At 73.0% G+C, this 16,396-nt stretch carries 14 protein-coding genes; 4 read left to right on the plus strand and 10 right to left on the minus strand.

The genetic code is table 11. From position 1 onward, the window contains the following. From ACFUNE_RS23215 to zapE, 3 genes are all read right to left on the minus strand, one after another. On the minus strand, positions 1–1,377 hold the full coding sequence (locus tag ACFUNE_RS23215; protein WP_383571176.1) for an alkaline phosphatase PhoX: 1,377 nt from the start codon (positions 1,375–1,377) through the stop codon (positions 1–3). 133 nt (positions 1,378–1,510) lie between these two features. Then, the gene (locus ACFUNE_RS23220; RefSeq protein ID WP_383571179.1) at positions 1,511–1,936 is read right to left on the minus strand and encodes an OsmC family protein; all 426 of its coding nucleotides are present in this window, start codon (positions 1,934–1,936) and stop codon (positions 1,511–1,513) included. 82 nt (positions 1,937–2,018) lie between these two features. Next, positions 2,019–3,110, minus strand: a complete 1,092-nt coding sequence (gene zapE, locus ACFUNE_RS23225) for a cell division protein ZapE (protein ID WP_383571182.1) — start codon at positions 3,108–3,110, stop codon at positions 2,019–2,021. A 59-nt stretch (positions 3,111–3,169) separates the two neighbouring features. Here zapE and ACFUNE_RS23230 point away from each other — a divergent pair, with 59 nt between their 5' ends. The 4 genes from ACFUNE_RS23230 to msrB all read left to right on the plus strand — a co-directional run bounded on the left by ACFUNE_RS23230 (position 3,170) and on the right by msrB (position 6,421). Next, positions 3,170–3,952 carry a pyrimidine reductase family protein gene (locus ACFUNE_RS23230; RefSeq protein WP_383571185.1) on the plus strand — a complete coding sequence of 261 codons (783 nt, stop codon included), beginning with the start codon at positions 3,170–3,172 and terminating at the stop codon, positions 3,950–3,952. A 158-nt stretch (positions 3,953–4,110) separates the two neighbouring features. After that, positions 4,111–4,563, plus strand: a complete 453-nt coding sequence (locus ACFUNE_RS23235; protein WP_327113235.1) for an indole-3-glycerol phosphate synthase — start codon at positions 4,111–4,113, stop codon at positions 4,561–4,563. Positions 4,564–4,608: 45 nt separating this feature from the next. Continuing rightward, complete coding sequence (murC, locus tag ACFUNE_RS23240; protein ID WP_383571189.1) at positions 4,609–6,003, plus strand: UDP-N-acetylmuramate--L-alanine ligase; 1,395 nt, start codon at positions 4,609–4,611, stop codon at positions 6,001–6,003. A gap of 10 nt (positions 6,004–6,013) precedes the next feature. Further along, entirely contained in the window at positions 6,014–6,421 is a 408-nt protein-coding gene (gene msrB, locus ACFUNE_RS23245; RefSeq protein WP_383571192.1) for a peptide-methionine (R)-S-oxide reductase MsrB, read from the plus strand. A 162-nt stretch (positions 6,422–6,583) separates the two neighbouring features. On the opposite strand, the gene ACFUNE_RS23250 is transcribed toward msrB, so the two are convergent. The 7 genes from ACFUNE_RS23250 to ACFUNE_RS23280 form a co-directional block, all read right to left on the minus strand. After that, positions 6,584–8,755 carry an MMPL family transporter gene (locus ACFUNE_RS23250; protein WP_383571195.1) on the minus strand — a complete coding sequence of 724 codons (2,172 nt, stop codon included), beginning with the start codon at positions 8,753–8,755 and terminating at the stop codon, positions 6,584–6,586. Positions 8,756–8,802: 47 nt separating this feature from the next. Next, the gene (locus ACFUNE_RS23255; protein WP_383571198.1) at positions 8,803–9,351 is read right to left on the minus strand and encodes a TetR/AcrR family transcriptional regulator; all 549 of its coding nucleotides are present in this window, start codon (positions 9,349–9,351) and stop codon (positions 8,803–8,805) included. A 184-nt stretch (positions 9,352–9,535) separates the two neighbouring features. Then, the gene (locus ACFUNE_RS23260) at positions 9,536–10,903 is read right to left on the minus strand and encodes an amidohydrolase family protein (protein ID WP_383571201.1); all 1,368 of its coding nucleotides are present in this window, start codon (positions 10,901–10,903) and stop codon (positions 9,536–9,538) included. A gap of 82 nt (positions 10,904–10,985) precedes the next feature. After that, on the minus strand, positions 10,986–12,290 hold the full coding sequence (locus tag ACFUNE_RS23265) for an amidohydrolase family protein (RefSeq protein ID WP_383571204.1): 1,305 nt from the start codon (positions 12,288–12,290) through the stop codon (positions 10,986–10,988). 160 nt (positions 12,291–12,450) lie between these two features. Next, a complete protein-coding gene (locus ACFUNE_RS23270) occupies positions 12,451–13,173 on the minus strand; it encodes a GntR family transcriptional regulator (RefSeq protein WP_383571207.1) in 723 nt (240 codons plus the stop codon). Positions 13,174–13,222: 49 nt separating this feature from the next. Further along, entirely contained in the window at positions 13,223–13,699 is a 477-nt protein-coding gene (locus ACFUNE_RS23275) for a hypothetical protein (protein ID WP_383571211.1), read from the minus strand. Between the two features lie 95 nt (positions 13,700–13,794). Further along, positions 13,795–16,209, minus strand: coding sequence for a GTPase-associated protein 1-related protein (locus tag ACFUNE_RS23280; RefSeq protein ID WP_383571214.1), 2,415 nt, complete (start codon positions 16,207–16,209; stop codon positions 13,795–13,797). Between the last annotated feature and the right edge of the window lie 187 nt (positions 16,210–16,396).

Raw genomic sequence — 16,396 nt, forward strand, 5'->3', positions numbered from 1 at the left:
TCAGCGCCAGGGGCCCGTCACCGCGAAGGTCGTCCCCGGCGTGTAGCAGTTCACGTACATCGTGCCGCCGTCAGGCGAGAACGTGACGCCGGCGAACTCCCCCCACTCCGGATCCTCGGCCGTCCCGATGTTCTGCCGTCCCCGCGCCATCGCGTAGACCTCGCCGCGCCGCGTCACTCCGAGCACGTGCTGCGCGCCGCCGCCGTCCTCGCAGACCATCAGCCCGCCGTCGGCGGCGAGGCAGATGTTGTCGGGCGACTCTCCCGGCAGCTGGATGTCGGTGTCCGGGCCGAAGACGATCACCAGCGTGAGACGGCGGCGCTTCGGCTCGTAGCGCCACACCTGGCCGAAGTGATCGGCGGCCGACCCCTCCGAGCTGTGCGCGAAGCTGGAGACGAAGTACACCGACGAACCGCCCCAGTAACAGCCCTCCAGCTTCTGGGCGTGCGTGATGCCCTTCGGCCCGAAGTCCTGCAGCCGGATGGGCGTGTCGGCCGCCTGCGGATCCGGCACGGGGACCCACTCGATCCGGTCGAAGACCGCGCCGGTCTCCTGGATTGCCGAGAGGTCGGGGACGCCGGGCACGCGCATGGCCTCGAGCGCCCCGCCGGCCCGCAGGGAACCCGTCCCCCCGAGCGGCTTCTCGGGGAGGAAGCGGTAGAAGAGCCCGAACGGCTTCTCGAACGCGTCCTCCGTCTCGTAGACGATCCCGTTCCGCGGATCGATGGCGACGGCCTCGTGCTGGAAGCGTCCCATCGCGGTCAGCGGTACCGCGCCGGTGCGGCGCGGATCGGCGCCGTCCACCTCGAAGATGAAGCCGTGGTCCTTCGTGTAGCCGTTGGTGCCGGCCTTGTCCTCGGTCTCCTCGCAGGTCAGCCAGGTGTTCCAAGGGGTCCGGCCCCCCGCGCAGTTGACGGCCGTACCCGCGATGGCGACGCGCTCGCCGCGTACGTCGCCGCGCCCGTCGAGTTCGAGGGACGTGCAGCCGCCCTTGCCCATGGGGTCGTAGGTGAGGCCGTCGACCGTGGGCACACCGATCTTCCCGGTGACACGGTTCTCGTGGTTGCGCACGAGATGGACCCGGCCGTGGCGGCCGGCGAAGGCGGCCATGCCGTCGTGGTTGCTGGGGACCAGCCCCTCGCCGGAGCGGAGCGGGTCGCCCTCCCGGGAGAGCACCCGGTAGCGGAAACCTTTCGGCAGGTCGAGCAGGCCGTCCGGGTCCGGCAGGAGGGGCCCGTAGCCGCTGTGGCCCCGGGCGTCGGCGGTGCCGGCGAAGAGTTCGGTGAAGGCCCCGGTGAAGGCGACCGAGGCGGCGGTCGCGGCGCTGCCGGCCAGGACCTGTCGTCGTGTTGCGAGTCGTCGAGGTGCGGATGACATGAGGCAACTCCCTGTTGGCGGACAGGTGAAGTGACCTGCATGTGTGTACCACGCGTCGTGGCGCGCGGGAACCATGCGAACCACGGTGCCCCATGTGTCCCCGGGGCGTAAGAGGCCCCGGGGACGCGTGGAATCAGGCCAGCGAGGCGCTGAGCGTGATGGTGGTGCCCGTCAGTGCCTGACTGACCGGGCAGTTCGCCTTGGCGTCCTCGGCCGCCTTCACGAAGCCTGCCTCGTCCAGGCCGGGGACCTCGCCCTGCACCGTGAGGTGGATGCCGGTGATGCCGGTGCCGGGCTGGAAGGTGACCTCGGCCTGCGTGTTCAGCCGGGTCGGCGGGGTGCCCGCCGTGGCGAGGCCGTTGGAGAGCGCCATCGAGAAGCAGCTGGAGTGCGCGGCCGCGATGAGCTCCTCCGGGCTGGTCTTTCCGTTCGCCTTCTCCGCGCGGGACGGCCAGGAGACCGGGTACTCCCCGATACCGGAGGAGTCGAGGGTGACGACACCCTTGCCCTCGAGCAGGTTGCCTTCCCAGACCGTGTGCGCCTGACGCGTGGTAGCCATGCTGAATCCCTTCAGAGGTGTGCGCGGTCGTAGGGGCGTGCGTGGCGCCCGGAGGCACCCGCACGTCCTTCAACCCCCGAACCTACTGCGCCACCAGTCCCTTTGCGTCACGCGCCAGCGCCGTCAGCCGGGAGATGGCCCGGAAGTACTTCTTCCGGTACCCGCCGTTCAGCATCTCCTCGCTGAAGAGCTGGTCGAAGGGGAGGCCGGAGGCGAGGACCGGCACCTCGCGGTCGTACAGCCGGTCCGCGAGCACCACCAGGCGCAGGGCGGTCGACTGGTCGGGGACCGGCCGCACATCGGTCAGGCAGACCGCCGCGATCCCGTCCGTCAGCGCGCCGTACCGGCTCGGGTGGACCCGGGCGAGATGGTCGAGCAGGGACGGGAAGTCGTCGAGTGAGGCACCCGGGGTCGCGTACGCGGCCCGGGTCACCTGGTCGTCGGAGTACGGGGGCGGCGCCTCCGGAAGCCCGCGGTGGCGGTAGTCCTCGCCGTCGATCCGCAGCGGGCGGAAGTGCGAGGACAGCCCCTGGATCTCCCGGAGGAAGTCCGCCGCCGCGAACCGGCCCTCCCCGAGCTTGCCGGGCAGCGTGTTCGACGTGGCGGCCAGTGCGACACCCGCCTCGACGAGCCGGCTGAGCAGGGACGACACCAGGACGGTGTCGCCCGGGTCGTCGAGCTCGAACTCGTCGATGCAGAGCAGCCGGTGCCCGCCCAGGGTCTGCACGGTCTGCTGGAAGCCGAGCGCGCCGACCAGGTTCGTCAGCTCGACGAAGGTGCCGAAGGCCTTCAGCGAGCTGTCGGCCGGGGTGGCGTGCCAGAGGGAGGCCAGGAGGTGGGTCTTGCCGACTCCGTACCCCCCGTCGAGATAGACACCGCGCGGGCCCGCGGGCGCGGCCTGCTTCCTGCCGAACCACTTGCGCTTGCCCGACCCGCTGGCGTGCGCCCCGCCGAGCCCCGCGGCGAACGAGCTGAGGACGCCGACCGCTTCCGACTGGCTCGGCTGGTTCGGGTCGGGTACGTACGTATCGAAGCGCACCGAGTCGAAGCGCGGCGGCGGCACCATCTCCGCGACAAGCCGGTCGGCGGGGACGCGCGGCTCGAGGGCGCACAGGGACTGCGGGGACGGTTCGGCTATGGGGCTCTGCCCGGGCACGGCTGTGGAGGACGACACAACTCTCCACCTTAAGGCCTCTCCCGGACGGCCCCCGGCGCCGTGCCAGACTGCGGACCATGCGACGCCTGCTCCCTGTGACGGACCTGACTGCCACCACCGAGTCCACGGAGGCCGCCGGCCGCGAGTGGACGCTCGACGAACTGGCCGAGGCCTACGCCTACCCGGTGGGGGAGGGGCGCCCCCGGCTCCGCGCCAACATGGTCTCCACCCTGGACGGCGCGGCCCAGCACGACGGCCGCTCCCAGGGCATCTCGTGCGCCGCCGACATGAGGATCTTCGGCACCCTGCGCGGCCTGGCCGACGCGGTCGTCGTCGGCGCGGAGACGGTGCGTCTGGAGGGATACCGGCCGGCGCGGGCCCGCGACGCCTTCGCCGCCCGGCGCGAGGCGGCCGGTCAGGGTCCCGCACCGGCGATCGCGGTCGTCAGCGCGAGCCTGGACCTGGACTTCTCGCTCCCGCTCTTCGCGTCGCCGCTGGTCCCGACCTTCGTGGTCACCGGAGCGGCGGCCCCCTCGGACCGGGTCCACGCGGCCCGGGAGGCGGGTGCCGAGGTGCTGTTCGCCGGGGACGGCGCCGCCGTCGACCCGGCGCGCGCGGTGGAGGCGCTGGGCCGTCAGGGCTTCGGCCGGCTCCTCACCGAGGGCGGGCCGCGGCTGCTCGGCCAGTTCGTCGCGGCAGGGGTGCTGGACGAACTCTGTCTGACCCTGTCCCCGCTGCTCGCCGCCGGGGACGCCCAGCGCATCGCGGGCGGGCCCGCCATCTCCGTGCCTGAACGTTTCTCCCTCGTCTCGCTGCTGGAGGAGGACGGATTCCTCTTCAGCCGCTACGGGAAGATCTGACACTTAGCGGAATTACCCGTTCCGGTTGGCTCCTGGTGGGCAGACTTAGTCCTGCTACCCCGTGCAATTGCGGGGAAGGATGGTTTCAGCAACAGCGGCCGTCCCCGCGGCCGACGAGATGAAGCGGAAGGGCGCGTGTCGTGTTCACAAGCGTTTTGATGATCGAGAAGCCCCTCACCCCCGAGGACGTGGAATTCGTCACCACCCTCCACGGCGAGGAGCGGATCTCGTTCGTCGTGCTGATGCAGCCCCGCAGCGACCAGGCCGACGTGCTGCTGCGCGCGATCGACGACGTGGCGATCGGCGAGCTCAGAGAGGCCGTCCGCGAGGGTGAGCAGCCGGAGGGCAAGGAGGCCAGGGAGCCCGCCGAGATGGCGCTGGAGTACTCGCTCCGGGAACTGCGCGAGGCGGGTTCGGAGGCCGTCGGGCAGGTGGTCGAGGACCACCCCCTGGACAAGCTGAAGACCGTGGTCGACGACTCCGGGGCCGACGAGGTCATCGTGCTGACGGCGCCGCACTACGTCGAGGAGTTCTTCCACCGGGACTGGGCCTCCCGCGCCCGTCACAAGGTCGGCGTACCGGTGCTCAAGCTCTTCGCGCACAGCGAATAGGCTGGGGCGGACCCAGCACCACGTCACACCTCGGGAGAGACACGTATGGCACCCGGTATTCCTGCCGCCCTGGAACGGCCGCACTTCATCGGCATCGGCGGCGCCGGAATGTCGGGCATCGCGAAGATCCTCGCCCAGCGCGGCGCGAAGGTGGCGGGCAGCGACGCCAAGGAGTCCGCCACCGCCGACGCCCTGCGCGGGCTGGGCGCTACCGTCCACATCGGGCACGCCGCCGGCCACCTGGCCGACGACGCGACCTCGGTGGTCGTCTCCAGCGCCATCCGCGCCGACAACCCCGAGCTCGTCCGCGCCGCCGAGCTGGACATCCCGGTCGTGCACCGCTCCGACGCGCTGGCCTCCCTGATGGAGGGCCTGCGCTCCATCGCGGTCGCCGGCACGCACGGCAAGACCACCACCACCTCGATGCTCGCCGTCGCCCTGTCCGAGCTGGCCCTCGACCCCTCGTACGCCATCGGCGGCGACCTCGAGGGCCCCGGGACCAACGCCACGCACGGCGGGGGCGACATCTTCGTCGCCGAGGCGGACGAGAGCGACCGGAGCTTCCAGAAGTACGCCCCCGAGGTTGCGATCGTCCTCAACGTGGAGCTCGACCACCACGCGAACTACGCGTCGATGGACGAGATCTACGAGTCGTTCGAGACCTTCGTCGGCAAGGTCGTCCCCGGTGGCACACTGGTCGTCGCCGCCGACCAGTCCGGCGCCGTCGAGCTGACCCGGCGGGTCCGCGAGCTCTCCTCCGTCGAGGTCGTCACCTACGGCGAGTCCGAAGGTGCGGACGTCCGGGTCCACAAGGTCACGCCGCGCGGCCTGACCAGCGAGGTCACGGTCGTGCTCAACGGCAAGTACCTCACCTTCACGGTCTCCGTGCCCGGCCGCCACTACGCGCACAACGCGGTGGCCGCCCTCGCTGCCGGTGTCGCCCTCGGCATCCCCGCGCACAACCTGGCCTCGGCCATCGGCAAGTACACCGGGGTCAAGCGCCGCCTCCAGCTCAAGGGCGAGGCGGCAGGCGTCCAGGTCATCGACTCCTACGCGCACCACCCCACGGAGATGACCGCCGACCTGGAGGCCATGCGTGGCGCGGCGACGGACGCCCGCCTGCTGGTGGTCTTCCAGCCCCACCTCTTCTCCCGCACCCAGGAGCTCGGCACGGAGATGGGCCAGGCCCTCGCCCTCGCCGACGCCTCCCTGGTCCTGGACATCTATCCGGCCCGCGAGGACCCGGTCCCGGGCGTCACCAGCGAGCTGATCATCGAAGCCGCCAAGGCCGCGGGCGCCGAGGTGACGGCCGTGCACGACAAGGCAGAGGTTCCCGCCGCCGTCGCGGGAATGGCGAAGCCGGGCGATCTGGTTCTCACCATGGGAGCGGGCGACGTCACCGACCTCGGCCCGCAGATCCTGGACCACCTGTCGAGCTGAGGGAGCCACCGTGTCGTACGACGTCGAGAAGCCGGACGAGCAATGGCGGGCGGAGCTGTCCCCCGCCGAGTACGCGGTGCTGCGCAAGGCAGGCACCGAGCCCGCGTTCGTCGGTGAGTACACCGACACCAAGACGGCGGGGGTCTACTCCTGCCGCGCCTGTCAGGCGGAGCTGTTCCGCTCCGACACCAAATTCGAGTCCCACTGCGGCTGGCCGTCCTTCTACGACCCGAAGGACAGCGACGCGGTCGAGCTGATCCAGGACAACAGCATGGGCATGACCCGCACCGAGGTGCGCTGCGCCCGCTGCGGCTCGCACCTGGGCCACGTCTTCGAGGGCGAGGGTTACCAGACGCCCACGGACCAGCGGTACTGCATCAACTCGATCTCGCTGACCCTGGCGCCCGACGCGAGCTGAACCGCTGCGGTCCCGATGGACGCGAGCTGAACCGCTGCGTCCCGTTGCCGGGGCCGGCCGCAGGACAGACGGAACGCCCGCCGGGAGGCATCCTCCCGGCGGGCGTTCCGGTGTTCCCGGCAACCCGTGTCCCCGGTGAGCCGGCCGGGGGCACGGGCGGGCTCACGCCTTCACGAGCTCCACAGGCTCCCGCTGCACCGGGATCTCCCGGTTCAGCCGCTCGCCCTCGATGTCGAGGTCGGGCAGGAGCCGGTCGAGCGGGCGGGGCAGCCACCAGGCGGCGCGTCCCAGCAGGTGCATGACCGCGGGCACGAGGGCCATGCGGACGACGAAGGCGTCGACGAGCACGCCGACCGCCAGGGCGAACCCGATGGACTTGATGATCGGGTCGGGCATGAACACGAATCCGCCGAAGACGGCGGTCATGATCACCGCCGCGGCCGTGACCACACGTCCGTTGTGGCCGACGCCGCTGACGACGGACTCGCGGGCGTCGGCGCCGTGCACGAAGTCCTCCCGCATGCGCGAGACGAGGAAGACCTCGTAGTCCATCGCCAGCCCGAAGAGGATCCCGATGAGCAGGATGGGCAGGAAGCTGACCAGCGGACCGGGGGTGTCGAGGCCGACCAGGCCGGCCAGGTGGCCCTCCTGGAAGATGGCGACGGTGATGCCGAACGTGGCGCCGATCGTCAGCAGGAACCCCAGCGCCGCCTTGAGGGGCACCAGGACCGACCGGAAGACGAGCATCAGCAGCAGGACCGACAGTCCGACCACCAGCAGGAGGTAGACCGGCAGCGCGCCGGCGAGCTTCTCCGAGACGTCGATGCCGACCGCGGTGGCCCCGGTCAGCGCGACGGAGGCACCCGTGACGCTCTCCACGCGGTCACGGATCTCGTTGACGGTGTCCTCGGTCGCGGCGTCCGTGGGCCCCGTCCCGGGGATCACGGCGAGCAGGGCCGTGGTGCCCTTCTCGTTCGTCTGCGGCGGGGCGACGGCCAGCACCCCGGGGGTCTTCGTGATCAGCGCGGCCGTCTCCTCGACCGCCGCACCGGTCGCCTGCGGGGTGCCGGCGGACACGACGGCGATCAGCCGGCCGTTGAAGCCCTCGCCGAAGCCCTCGGTGGTCAGGTCGTAGGCCTCACGGTTGGGCGATCCGACCGCTTCGGTGCTCGCGTCGGGCAGGGCCAGACGCATGTCCTGCACGGGCAGGGCGAGAGCGCCGAGGCCGATCACCCCGAGGACGAGGACGGGGACGCGCAGCCGCGCCACGATCCGGCCCCAGCGGAAGCCGAAGCCCGACCCGGCCTCGACGCGCGCGGAGGCGGCAGCCGGTTCCCGCGTCCGCTGCTTCCGGGGCAGGACGCGGGCGCCCGCGAAGCCGAGGACGGCGGGCAGCAGGGTGAGGGACACGAGGACCGCGAGGGCGACCGTGGCCGCTGCCGCCAGACCCATGACCGTCAGGAAGGGCACCCCGGCGACGGCGAGCCCCGCCAGCGCGATGACGACGGTGGCACCCGCGAAGACGACGGCCGAACCGGCGGTCCCGACCGCGCGGCCGGCCGCCTCCTCACCGTCCATGCCGTCCGTGAGGTAGTGGCGGTAGCGGGAGGTGATGAACAGGGAGTAGTCGATGCCGACGGCCAGCCCCAGCATGAGCGCCAGGATGGGTGCGGTGCTGGTCAGTTCCACCACGCTGCTGAGGGCGAACAGCCCGGCCATGCCGGCCGCGACGCCGACCAGGGCGTTCAGCAGGGTCATGCCCGCCGCGACCAGCGAGCCGAAGGTGAGGACCAGGACGAGGGCGGCGACCGCGACGCCGATGGCCTCGGTCGAACCGATCTCCGGGACGCCCCGCATGATCTCGCCGCCGTGTTCGACGCGCAGGTCCGGGACGGACGCGCCGGCCTCCGAGAAGGCCTCCCGCTGCGCGTCGGTGATGCCGTCGACACCCGACGTGAACTGCACCTGGACCAACGCGTAGCGGCCGTCCCGCGAGACGGCCTTCGACGCGAACGGGTCGACGGCCGCGAGGACGCCGGGAACCTTCGCGGCCTCCTCGGTCACCGGGGCCACGGCGCCGGGGGTGAGCTTCCCGCCCTCGGGGGCGGCGACGACTATGGTCCCGGTCGCACCGCCCGCCTGCGGGAATTCCCGTGCGAGCGAGTCCAGGGCCTTCTGCGACTCGGTGCCCGGGATCGAGAACTTGCTGGTGGTGGGGCCGCTGAAGGCCGCCGCACCCCCTCCGAGCAGGGCGAGCAGCAGGAGCCAGAGGGCGACGACCCGCCCTCGGCGGCGGAAGGACAGCCGGCCGAGCCGGTACAGAAGGATTGCCATGCGAAGGAGGTGTCTTTCTCTTCGTTCCGGACGTCTGTCAGCGTCTGTCAGCGGGTGGGACGGCCGAGGGTTCTCAGCGCCCCGCGGACCAGTTCGGCACGCATCGTGTCCCGGTCGACGTCCACGTCGGCGGCGACCGTGACAGCCACGCCGCCGATCACCATCTGCGCCATGACGCGCGCACGCGGTTCCCCGGAGCGCCCGGCCAGTGCGTCCGCGAGCTCGTCGACCGCCTGGGGGATGACGGCGAGGACCGGGTGACCGAGCATCTCGGGCAGCTCGGCAAAGATGATCTTTATTTCCAGGTGGAAGCGCATCGCCAGGCCGACGTAGACCGTCACGGCCGTCTCGGCGGCCCGGTCGCCCTTCAGCGCTCCGAGCTCCTCCCGCATGGCGGAGAGGCTCTCGGCCGGCGGGGTCAGCAGTTCGGTGAGGATCGCGTCCTTGCCGGCGAAGTGGTACAGCAGGGACGCCTTGGAGCAGTTCGCCTCGATCGCGATGTCGTGCAGGGAGGTTCCCTTGAAGCCGTGCTCGGCGAAGAGGCGCAGTGCGGCATCGAGAATCTGACGACGCATCGTGGAGGGCGGGCGTGGCATGGGTCCACCGTAGCTGACCGATCGGTCAGCCCTGACCGATCGGTCAGGCCGTCTTCGTGACGCGGGTCACTGCCGTCTGCGGGACGCAGGCGAACGGGAGATGGCCCTCCGGAACATCCGAAGGGCCATCCGTGCGCGCGTGTGGTGGATCCGGTTCATGGCCGGTGCGGCCACCGGCAGGGCGTCACCTCTCCGTCGGCCGGCTCCGGTCGAGGTACTTCCCGTCGCGCGCGACGACGGCGCCGCCGTGCACGACCATGTCCCGCTGCGGCATGTCCACGACGACCTGAGGCAGGCACTCGCCCTTGACCAGGACGAAGTCGGCCGGGGCGCCCGGCGCGAGGTCCGCGTGCGCGAGGCCCATGACGTCCGCGCCCCCGTGGGCGGCGACGCGGTAGCACTCCGCCAGTTCGTCGTCGAGCCGTACGTCCGTGACCCACCCGAGCAGGTGCGCGCGGTGCAGCATGTCGGCGTTGCCGAAGGGGCTCCAGGAGTCCCGTACGCCGTCGGAGCCGAGTCCCACCCGCACGCCGTGCTCACGCAGCCGTGCGATCGGCAGCACCAGGGAGTCGGACGGTGCCACCGTGGTGAGCGCGATGTCCAGGTCGCCCAGCTCGGCGGCGAGCGGACCGAGTTCGCCGTCCGTCAGGCCCGTCAGGCAGAAGACATGGCTGACGGTGACCTTGCCTGTGAGGGACAGGGCGCGCGTGCGGTCGATGATGCCGCGCATCGCTTCGAGCCCCTTCGCCCCGCGGTCGTGCAGATGGATGTCCAGGCCGATGCCGTGGCGGTCGGCGATGCCGAAGACGGCGTCGAGCTGCTCTTCCGGAGCCTCGTCGAAGCCGCCCGGGTCGATCCCGCCGATCATGTCGACGGCACCGCTGCGCGCGGCCTCCTCCAGCAGCTCCACCGTGCCCGGGGTACGGATCACACCGTGCTGCGGAAAGGCCACGATCTGGACGTCCAGGGTGTGGCTCAGCCGCCGGCGGGCCTCCGCGAGGCCCTCCACCCCGGCCAGGTCGTAGGCCGGGGCCACGTCGGCGTGAGCGCGCATCGCCCGTGTCCCGCGGGCGACGGCATGGGTCATCAAGCCGTACGCCCGCTCCGCGACGGGGCGGCGCTGGTTGTGGAAGAGCTCCACGTCCTGTTCGACGTAGTCGGCGATGCCGTCGGCCGGCCGGCGCGACACCCAGGAGCCTCCCCAGGTCGTCTTGTCGGGGTGGATGTGCGCGTCCACGAGCGACGGCAGCGCGATGCGGCCGCCGCCGTCGACGACCTTCGCACCCCGGGGTGCCGGGCCGCGCGAGATCCGGCCGTCGACCACCACGAGGTCCGTGGGTTCCGTAGCGCCGAGCGGACGGACGTTGCGGAAGACGACGGTCCCGGCTCCGGCTCCCGGACGGCCGGAGGCGGCGGGGTCCGCAGGTGTGGTGGTGCGGGCCGGGGCAGCGGCGGCCCCGGTCGCGCCGGCCGCGGTGCCTGCCAGGGCGGCGGCACCGGCCAGCACCGTGCGGCGGGAGAAATTACCGGAAGCGGGTGAGGACGGCTGCATGGACACTCCTACTGCGGGGTCGGCGCGGAGAAGGGGGAGGGAAGGGGGTCGGAGCACGGCCGGCGGGACGTCTGCCGGGCCGTCAGAGCGCGAAGCCCGCCCGGACCACCCGTGCCGGCCGCTTGAGGACCGCGGCATCGGCCAGCGGGTCGCCGTCCAGGAGGATCGCGTCACCGGCGAAACCGCGTGCCAGGCGCCCCACCGTGCGTTCCAGCCCGAGGAGGCGGGCCGCGCCGGTCGTGGCGGTGCGGATCGCGTCCAGCGCGGACAGGCCGGCCGCGCGCATCAGCTCCACCTCCCGGCCGATCGGGCGCACGGTGCCGCCGGACGAGTCGGTGCCGGCGGCGAGCGGGACGCCGAGTTCGTGCGCGGCGAGCACGGCCCGCTCCAGCACGGGGAGGTAGGTGCGCCCCCGCTCGGCGAGGACCGGGTCGGCGGAGTCGGCAAGGCCCGCGATGGCGCTGAGGGTGGGCGTGAAGTACGTGCCCCTGCGGCGCATCTCGCCCAGGGTCCGCTCGCCGACGAACACGCCGTGCTCCAGGGAGCGGATGCCGGCGGTGACCGCGTCGTGGCAGCCCCGCTCGCTGTAGCTGTGGCAGAGGACGCCCTTGCCGTGCCGCCGTGCCGCGGTGACGATCTCGGAGAGCTGCTCGTGCGAGTACACCTGGGTGAGCGGGTCCTGCTCGGGCAGCCCGGCGCGCTCGTTGACCCGCGTCTTGATGACGTCCGCGCCGCGGGCGACGTTGACCTCCACCACGCGGCGCAGTGCCTCCGCCGAGCGGACGCCGTCGTCGAGACGGGCGAGCGGGGTGAGGTCGGGGTCGGCGAGCACGGTCTCCCCGAGATCCGGGGTGACGAAGATGCCCGCGGCGGTCAGCCGGGGTGCCAGGCCGGGGCTGTGCCGGGCCAGCTCGCGGACGGCGATGTCCTGGTAGAAGGAGGTCGATCCGCTGCGCGCGCTGGTCGCACCCTGGCGCAGGGCGTCGCGGGCCTCGGCGGCGGTGCTCAGGTGGATGTGCGCGTCCACCAGGCCCGGCATGACCCAGCGGCCGCGTGCGTCGAGGGTGGGGGCGCCGCGCGGGACGGTGACGCTGCCGCGGGGACCGGCCGCGCGCACGGTTCCGTCCTCGATGACGACGACGGCGTTCTCGGTGACGTCGCCGGTGGCGGGGTCGAGCAGGGTGCCGCCCTCGATCACGAGGGTGCCGCCGCGTGTCGCACCGGAGGCGCTCCGGCTCCGTCCGGCGGGTGACGCCGCATCACGGTCGGCGGGGGCGGCGGCCGCGGGAGCGGCCGCGGCCACGGTTCCGGCGAGGGCGGCCGCACCGGCGAGGACTCCGCGGCGGGTCAGCCTGCCGGAGGGAGGGGGGAGGGCGTCGACGCACATGGGGGCTCCTTGGGGGAGTGGGTCGATGGGTACCCAGTTTGTATACCAAGGGGGTGACGACGGGCAAGGATCATGTCTGCGAACAGAGGAAATGCGCGGCTGGATCCCATTGTGCCGCTTGATCGAGGATGTGTTCTTCGCTCTTGGTATACAAGAGCCGTCAGCTGTCTCCGAACAGCGAGCGCAGGGCGACGGCCCGGCTGTCGCGCACGTGCAGCAGCGTGCTGGCCGCGGCGGCCTCTGCGTCGCCCGCGGAGATGTGCCGGTACATCTCCGCGTGCTGGGCCCGCATGTGCGCGGGCTCCTCGCGCAGGCCGAACAGCAGCCTGAGCTGCCAGCTCAGCTGCTCCATGGTGCGTGCGAGCAGCGGATTGCCAGCCATGGCCACGACGCCCTCGTGGAAGGCCGTGTGCGCGGCCACCTCGCGTGTCCCCTCGTCCGACGCCGCGGCCGACTCGGCCTGCCGGAGGGTGGCCTCCAGTGAGGCCAGCTCCCCGGTGCCACCCGCTGCCACGGCCCGCGCCGCGAGCCGCGACGCCTGCACGGCCAGGGGCTCCCAGACCTCGTACAGGTGGTCGACATCGGCGTACTCGAGGCGGCGCACACGGACACCGCTGTGGGGGAGCAGTTCGAGGAGCCCCTCGGTGACCAGCGCCCGCAGCGCCTCGCGCACGGGCACCCGGGACATGCTGAGCTCCTCGGCGACCTCACGCTCGACGAGGCGGGCGCCCTGCGCGTAGCGCCTGTCGACGATGCGCTGCAGGACGGCCTCGCGGGCCCGCGCGCTCAGCGAGGCGGAACCGGCCGTCGCCGGTGCACGTGAACCGCTGTCACGGGATGCGGAACCGGTTCCGCTGCCGTCCGCCACCTTGTCCGTCTTCATCCGTCCCCTGCCCGTCCCCCGCCCGTCCCCCGGGCGAAGGATAGAGCAGTCAGTCCTCGTCGGAGGCGGACTCCGCGGTCGCCTCGGCCCGCAGCAGGGGGTGTGCCACGCCGGGGAACACCCGGGCCCGCACGACCTCCTCGGCCGCGCCGCCCTGCACCACGGTCTCGGCCACGCCCCACGGGCGTCCCGCCAGGTGGACGGTGAGCGTGTACGAGGACGAGCAGCCCATGCACTCGTAGCGGTCCGCCCAGATCTCCACGTCGGTGACGCTGCCCGGGTAGCGCTTCACGTGCAGGTGCCGGGCGTGGCAGTGGTCGCACTTCTCGCCGGGCTCGCACGTACCGCCGCACGGGCACGGCACGTCCAGCGACTCCGCGGGGCTCCACCGCTGGACGAGCAGCGCCTCGCGGGTCGCGCCCATGTCCTTCATCGCCTTCAGATTCCGCGCGGCGACGTTGTACGACTCGCCGGTCGCGGCCATCCGGTCCCGGATCACGTCCTTGCGTCCGCGGTTCGTCGTCATGCCGTCTCCTCCTGGGGTGTCACGCAGCCCACCAGGAGGCACACGAGATCAGAACGTCCCACGGTACCTGCCGCGCGGCGGCCTCAGCGACCTCGTCATCCCCTGCGCACCCGGCCCGCTATGCGCCTGCCGAGCCGCCCCAGGGAGCGGGGCGGCCGGTTCCAGGCGCGGAACGCCTCGACCGTGCGGGTGCTTCCCTCGCGCTCCACGGCCCCCTCCACCGCGGCGAGCTCCTCGGAGGACCTGCCGCGCACCGCGGGGCGCAGCACGTCCTCCAGCAGGGCGGTCCGGGTCCGGGTCCAGTCGGCGCCCGCGTGCGGGTGGGCGTTCCACACGGTGAAGCAGTCCGCCACGTACGCGGGATCCGCCCGCAGCAGGGCCGCCACCGCGTCCCGACGTGCTGCCCTTCCGTACGCCGCGATCAGGTCCTCGTCCCCGCTGTGCACGAAGGCGTACAGCTCCGCCTCCGGGCGGTCCGGGGCGAGCAGCCGCTCGGCGAGGGCGCCGTAGGCGTGCTCCAGTGCCAGGGGTTCCACCGGCTCCGCGCGGGACCGCAGCGTCCGGGCGTGGTCCGCCCAGCCGGGCTCCGCCGCACCCGACCGCATGTCCCGCGCGAAGTCCAGCAGCGTCAGGCACGCCCTCACCCGGGCCGCGATCTCCTGCGGGAAGCCGCGCAGCAGGTCGTGGGCGAGCTCCGGGGCGTCCTCGTCGTCCTGGGGGGCGCCGAGCGCGGCGTCGACCAGGGTCTTCCAGGTGCCCGCCGCCCGGTGGGCGTCCGACGTGGTCTCGCCCAGCAGCGACCGGGCCTCGCCCGCCGTCGGGGTGTCCCCGGACCACACCAGGCCGACCGCGGTCCTCAGCACCAGCGGCTCCGCGAAGGGGGACATGCCCGCCGCGCGCAGCACCGTGTGCAGGATCCCCACCCGGTCCGCGCCCCGCGCCTTCGCACCGGGTGCCTCGGCGCACATCCGCAGGTGCGGCAGGGCCTGCGTGCCCGTGAACGGCAGGGGCACCCGGATGAGCAGCCGTTCCGTGTCCCCCGGGTGGTCCGGGGCCAGCCGGTCCAGCTCGCCCAGCAGCGCCGTACGGACGTCGAACTGCTCGTCCATCAGGTCCGTCAGAGCGCGGCACGCGCCCGCCTCGGGGTCGGTGAGCAGTGCGCGGGCCAGCCCGCCCACGACGTCGGGGAGCAGCTCCGCGCAGTCGACGGCGAGCAGCCGCACGATCCGCAGCAGTTGCACGGTCCGGGCGACACCCCGGGGCACCCCGGCGGCGAGCTCGGCCAGCACCTCGTCACCGAGCTCCTCGACCAGCGCGGCGAGCGCCCGCTCCCCGGCGGGCTCATCGAACGCCGAGCGCGCCGGCGGCTCCAGGGTCACGTCGTCGCCCCGCACCGCCTGGGTCACCAGCAGCGCGGCCAGCGGTGCGGTGACGGCGGCGGGGCTGCGGCCGTCGAGCGCGGTGAGCAGCCGCAGCGCCGCCGCGCACTCGCCGGCCGTACGGTCGTCCGCCGGCGCGGTCAGCGCGTCGGTCAGCTGCCGGATGCCCTTCTCGTCCAGCGCGTACGGCCGCTCGGCCGCCCAGCCCGCCGCGGCCGCCCGCTCGTCGGACCCGAGCGCGATGCCCGCGCCGAGCGCCGTGACGGCGAGCGGACCGGCGGCGAAGGGTTCGCCCGGCAGCTCCGCCGCCTCCCGGAAGAGCTCGGGGGCCCGGCTGCGCCAGATCCGGGCGGCGGTACCGGCCCAGGCATCGTCCACCGCTCCGGAAGGGCGCGGGCCCGAAGAGGCGTGCACCCGGAAGCGGGGGTCACGGGCGTCGGGCGCGTCCTCGGGCAGCACCCCGACGACCTGGTGCGCGGAGCGTCCCGGATGCCGGGTGTACGTGGTGAAGGTCAGCCGCTCGGCGTGTTCCCGGGGCAGTACGGCGGTCGCCAGCGCGACCCACCGGGCCACGTCCGCGCTCTGCCGCTCCACGAGCACGACCGGCGGCGCGGACGGGTCCTCGCTCACCCGGCGCAGATCGCTCAGTACGGCGGCGAGCCACGGGCTGCGGGACACGGCGAAGTCGCCGAGGCTCTCCCTGGTGAGTCCCCGGGAGGGGCCCTGCGCGGTGGACATCGCGGTCAGAGGGTCGGGCAGCACCCGGTCAGGGGTCGCGGAGAGCCATCCCGCCGCTCCCCACGCGGCGACCGGGAGCACCCGGCCGGGTATCCCCGTACCGGGAGGCAGGTGCACGGCGTGGGCGTGGAATCCGCCCTCGCCCCCGGCCACCGTCCGGCTGAGCAGATGGCTTCCGTCGGAGAGCAGGACGTAGCCGAACGCCACGGGCAGCGCGCGGAGCCGGGCGTCGGTGAGCCGCTCGGGGGTGCCTTCCGGAGCCTCGTACGCCAGGAGCGGCGCGGCCTCCGCGCGCACCGGCCCGGGTATCGCGGGGTCGACGGAGGTGAACCGGCCGGCCGGCTCCCCGTCCCCGGACGCGGCGGAGGTGTAGTGCAACTGCGGGAGGCTCATGCGTAGGCCCTCATCGTCCCTGCCACGTGCGTCCCCGTCACGCGCACCGGCCGCCGCTCGCCGCCCTGTCGGTGCGGCCCGGCCCGGCGGAGCGACGACCCCGGCGGGGAGCTTTCCGCAGTCGTGCGGGCGACGTTATCAAGCCCTGACGGCCCGTTGGGCCGCACGCCGCACGAGGGCGCTCTAG

Source organism: Streptomyces sp. NPDC057287 (assembly GCF_042667905.1).
Lineage (GTDB): Bacteria > Actinomycetota > Actinomycetes > Streptomycetales > Streptomycetaceae > Streptomyces.

Bases quoted from the DNA above. Each gene is read 5' to 3' on its own strand.
- ACFUNE_RS23215 (WP_383571176.1), bottom strand. From the start codon at position 1,377: ATGTCATCCGCACCTCGACGACTCGCAACACGACGACAGGTCCTGGCC.
- ACFUNE_RS23220 (WP_383571179.1), bottom strand. From the start codon at position 1,936: ATGGCTACCACGCGTCAGGCGCACACGGTCTGGGAAGGCAACCTGCTC.
- ACFUNE_RS23230 (WP_383571185.1), top strand. From the start codon at position 3,170: ATGCGACGCCTGCTCCCTGTGACGGACCTGACTGCCACCACCGAGTCC.
- ACFUNE_RS23235 (WP_327113235.1), top strand. From the start codon at position 4,111: ATGATCGAGAAGCCCCTCACCCCCGAGGACGTGGAATTCGTCACCACC.
- murC (WP_383571189.1), top strand. From the start codon at position 4,609: ATGGCACCCGGTATTCCTGCCGCCCTGGAACGGCCGCACTTCATCGGC.
- ACFUNE_RS23250 (WP_383571195.1), bottom strand. From the start codon at position 8,755: ATGGCAATCCTTCTGTACCGGCTCGGCCGGCTGTCCTTCCGCCGCCGA.
- ACFUNE_RS23255 (WP_383571198.1), bottom strand. From the start codon at position 9,351: ATGCCACGCCCGCCCTCCACGATGCGTCGTCAGATTCTCGATGCCGCA.
- ACFUNE_RS23260 (WP_383571201.1), bottom strand. From the start codon at position 10,903: ATGCAGCCGTCCTCACCCGCTTCCGGTAATTTCTCCCGCCGCACGGTG.
- ACFUNE_RS23265 (WP_383571204.1), bottom strand. From the start codon at position 12,290: ATGTGCGTCGACGCCCTCCCCCCTCCCTCCGGCAGGCTGACCCGCCGC.
- ACFUNE_RS23270 (WP_383571207.1), bottom strand. From the start codon at position 13,173: ATGAAGACGGACAAGGTGGCGGACGGCAGCGGAACCGGTTCCGCATCC.
- ACFUNE_RS23275 (WP_383571211.1), bottom strand. From the start codon at position 13,699: ATGACGACGAACCGCGGACGCAAGGACGTGATCCGGGACCGGATGGCC.
- ACFUNE_RS23280 (WP_383571214.1), bottom strand. From the start codon at position 16,209: ATGAGCCTCCCGCAGTTGCACTACACCTCCGCCGCGTCCGGGGACGGG.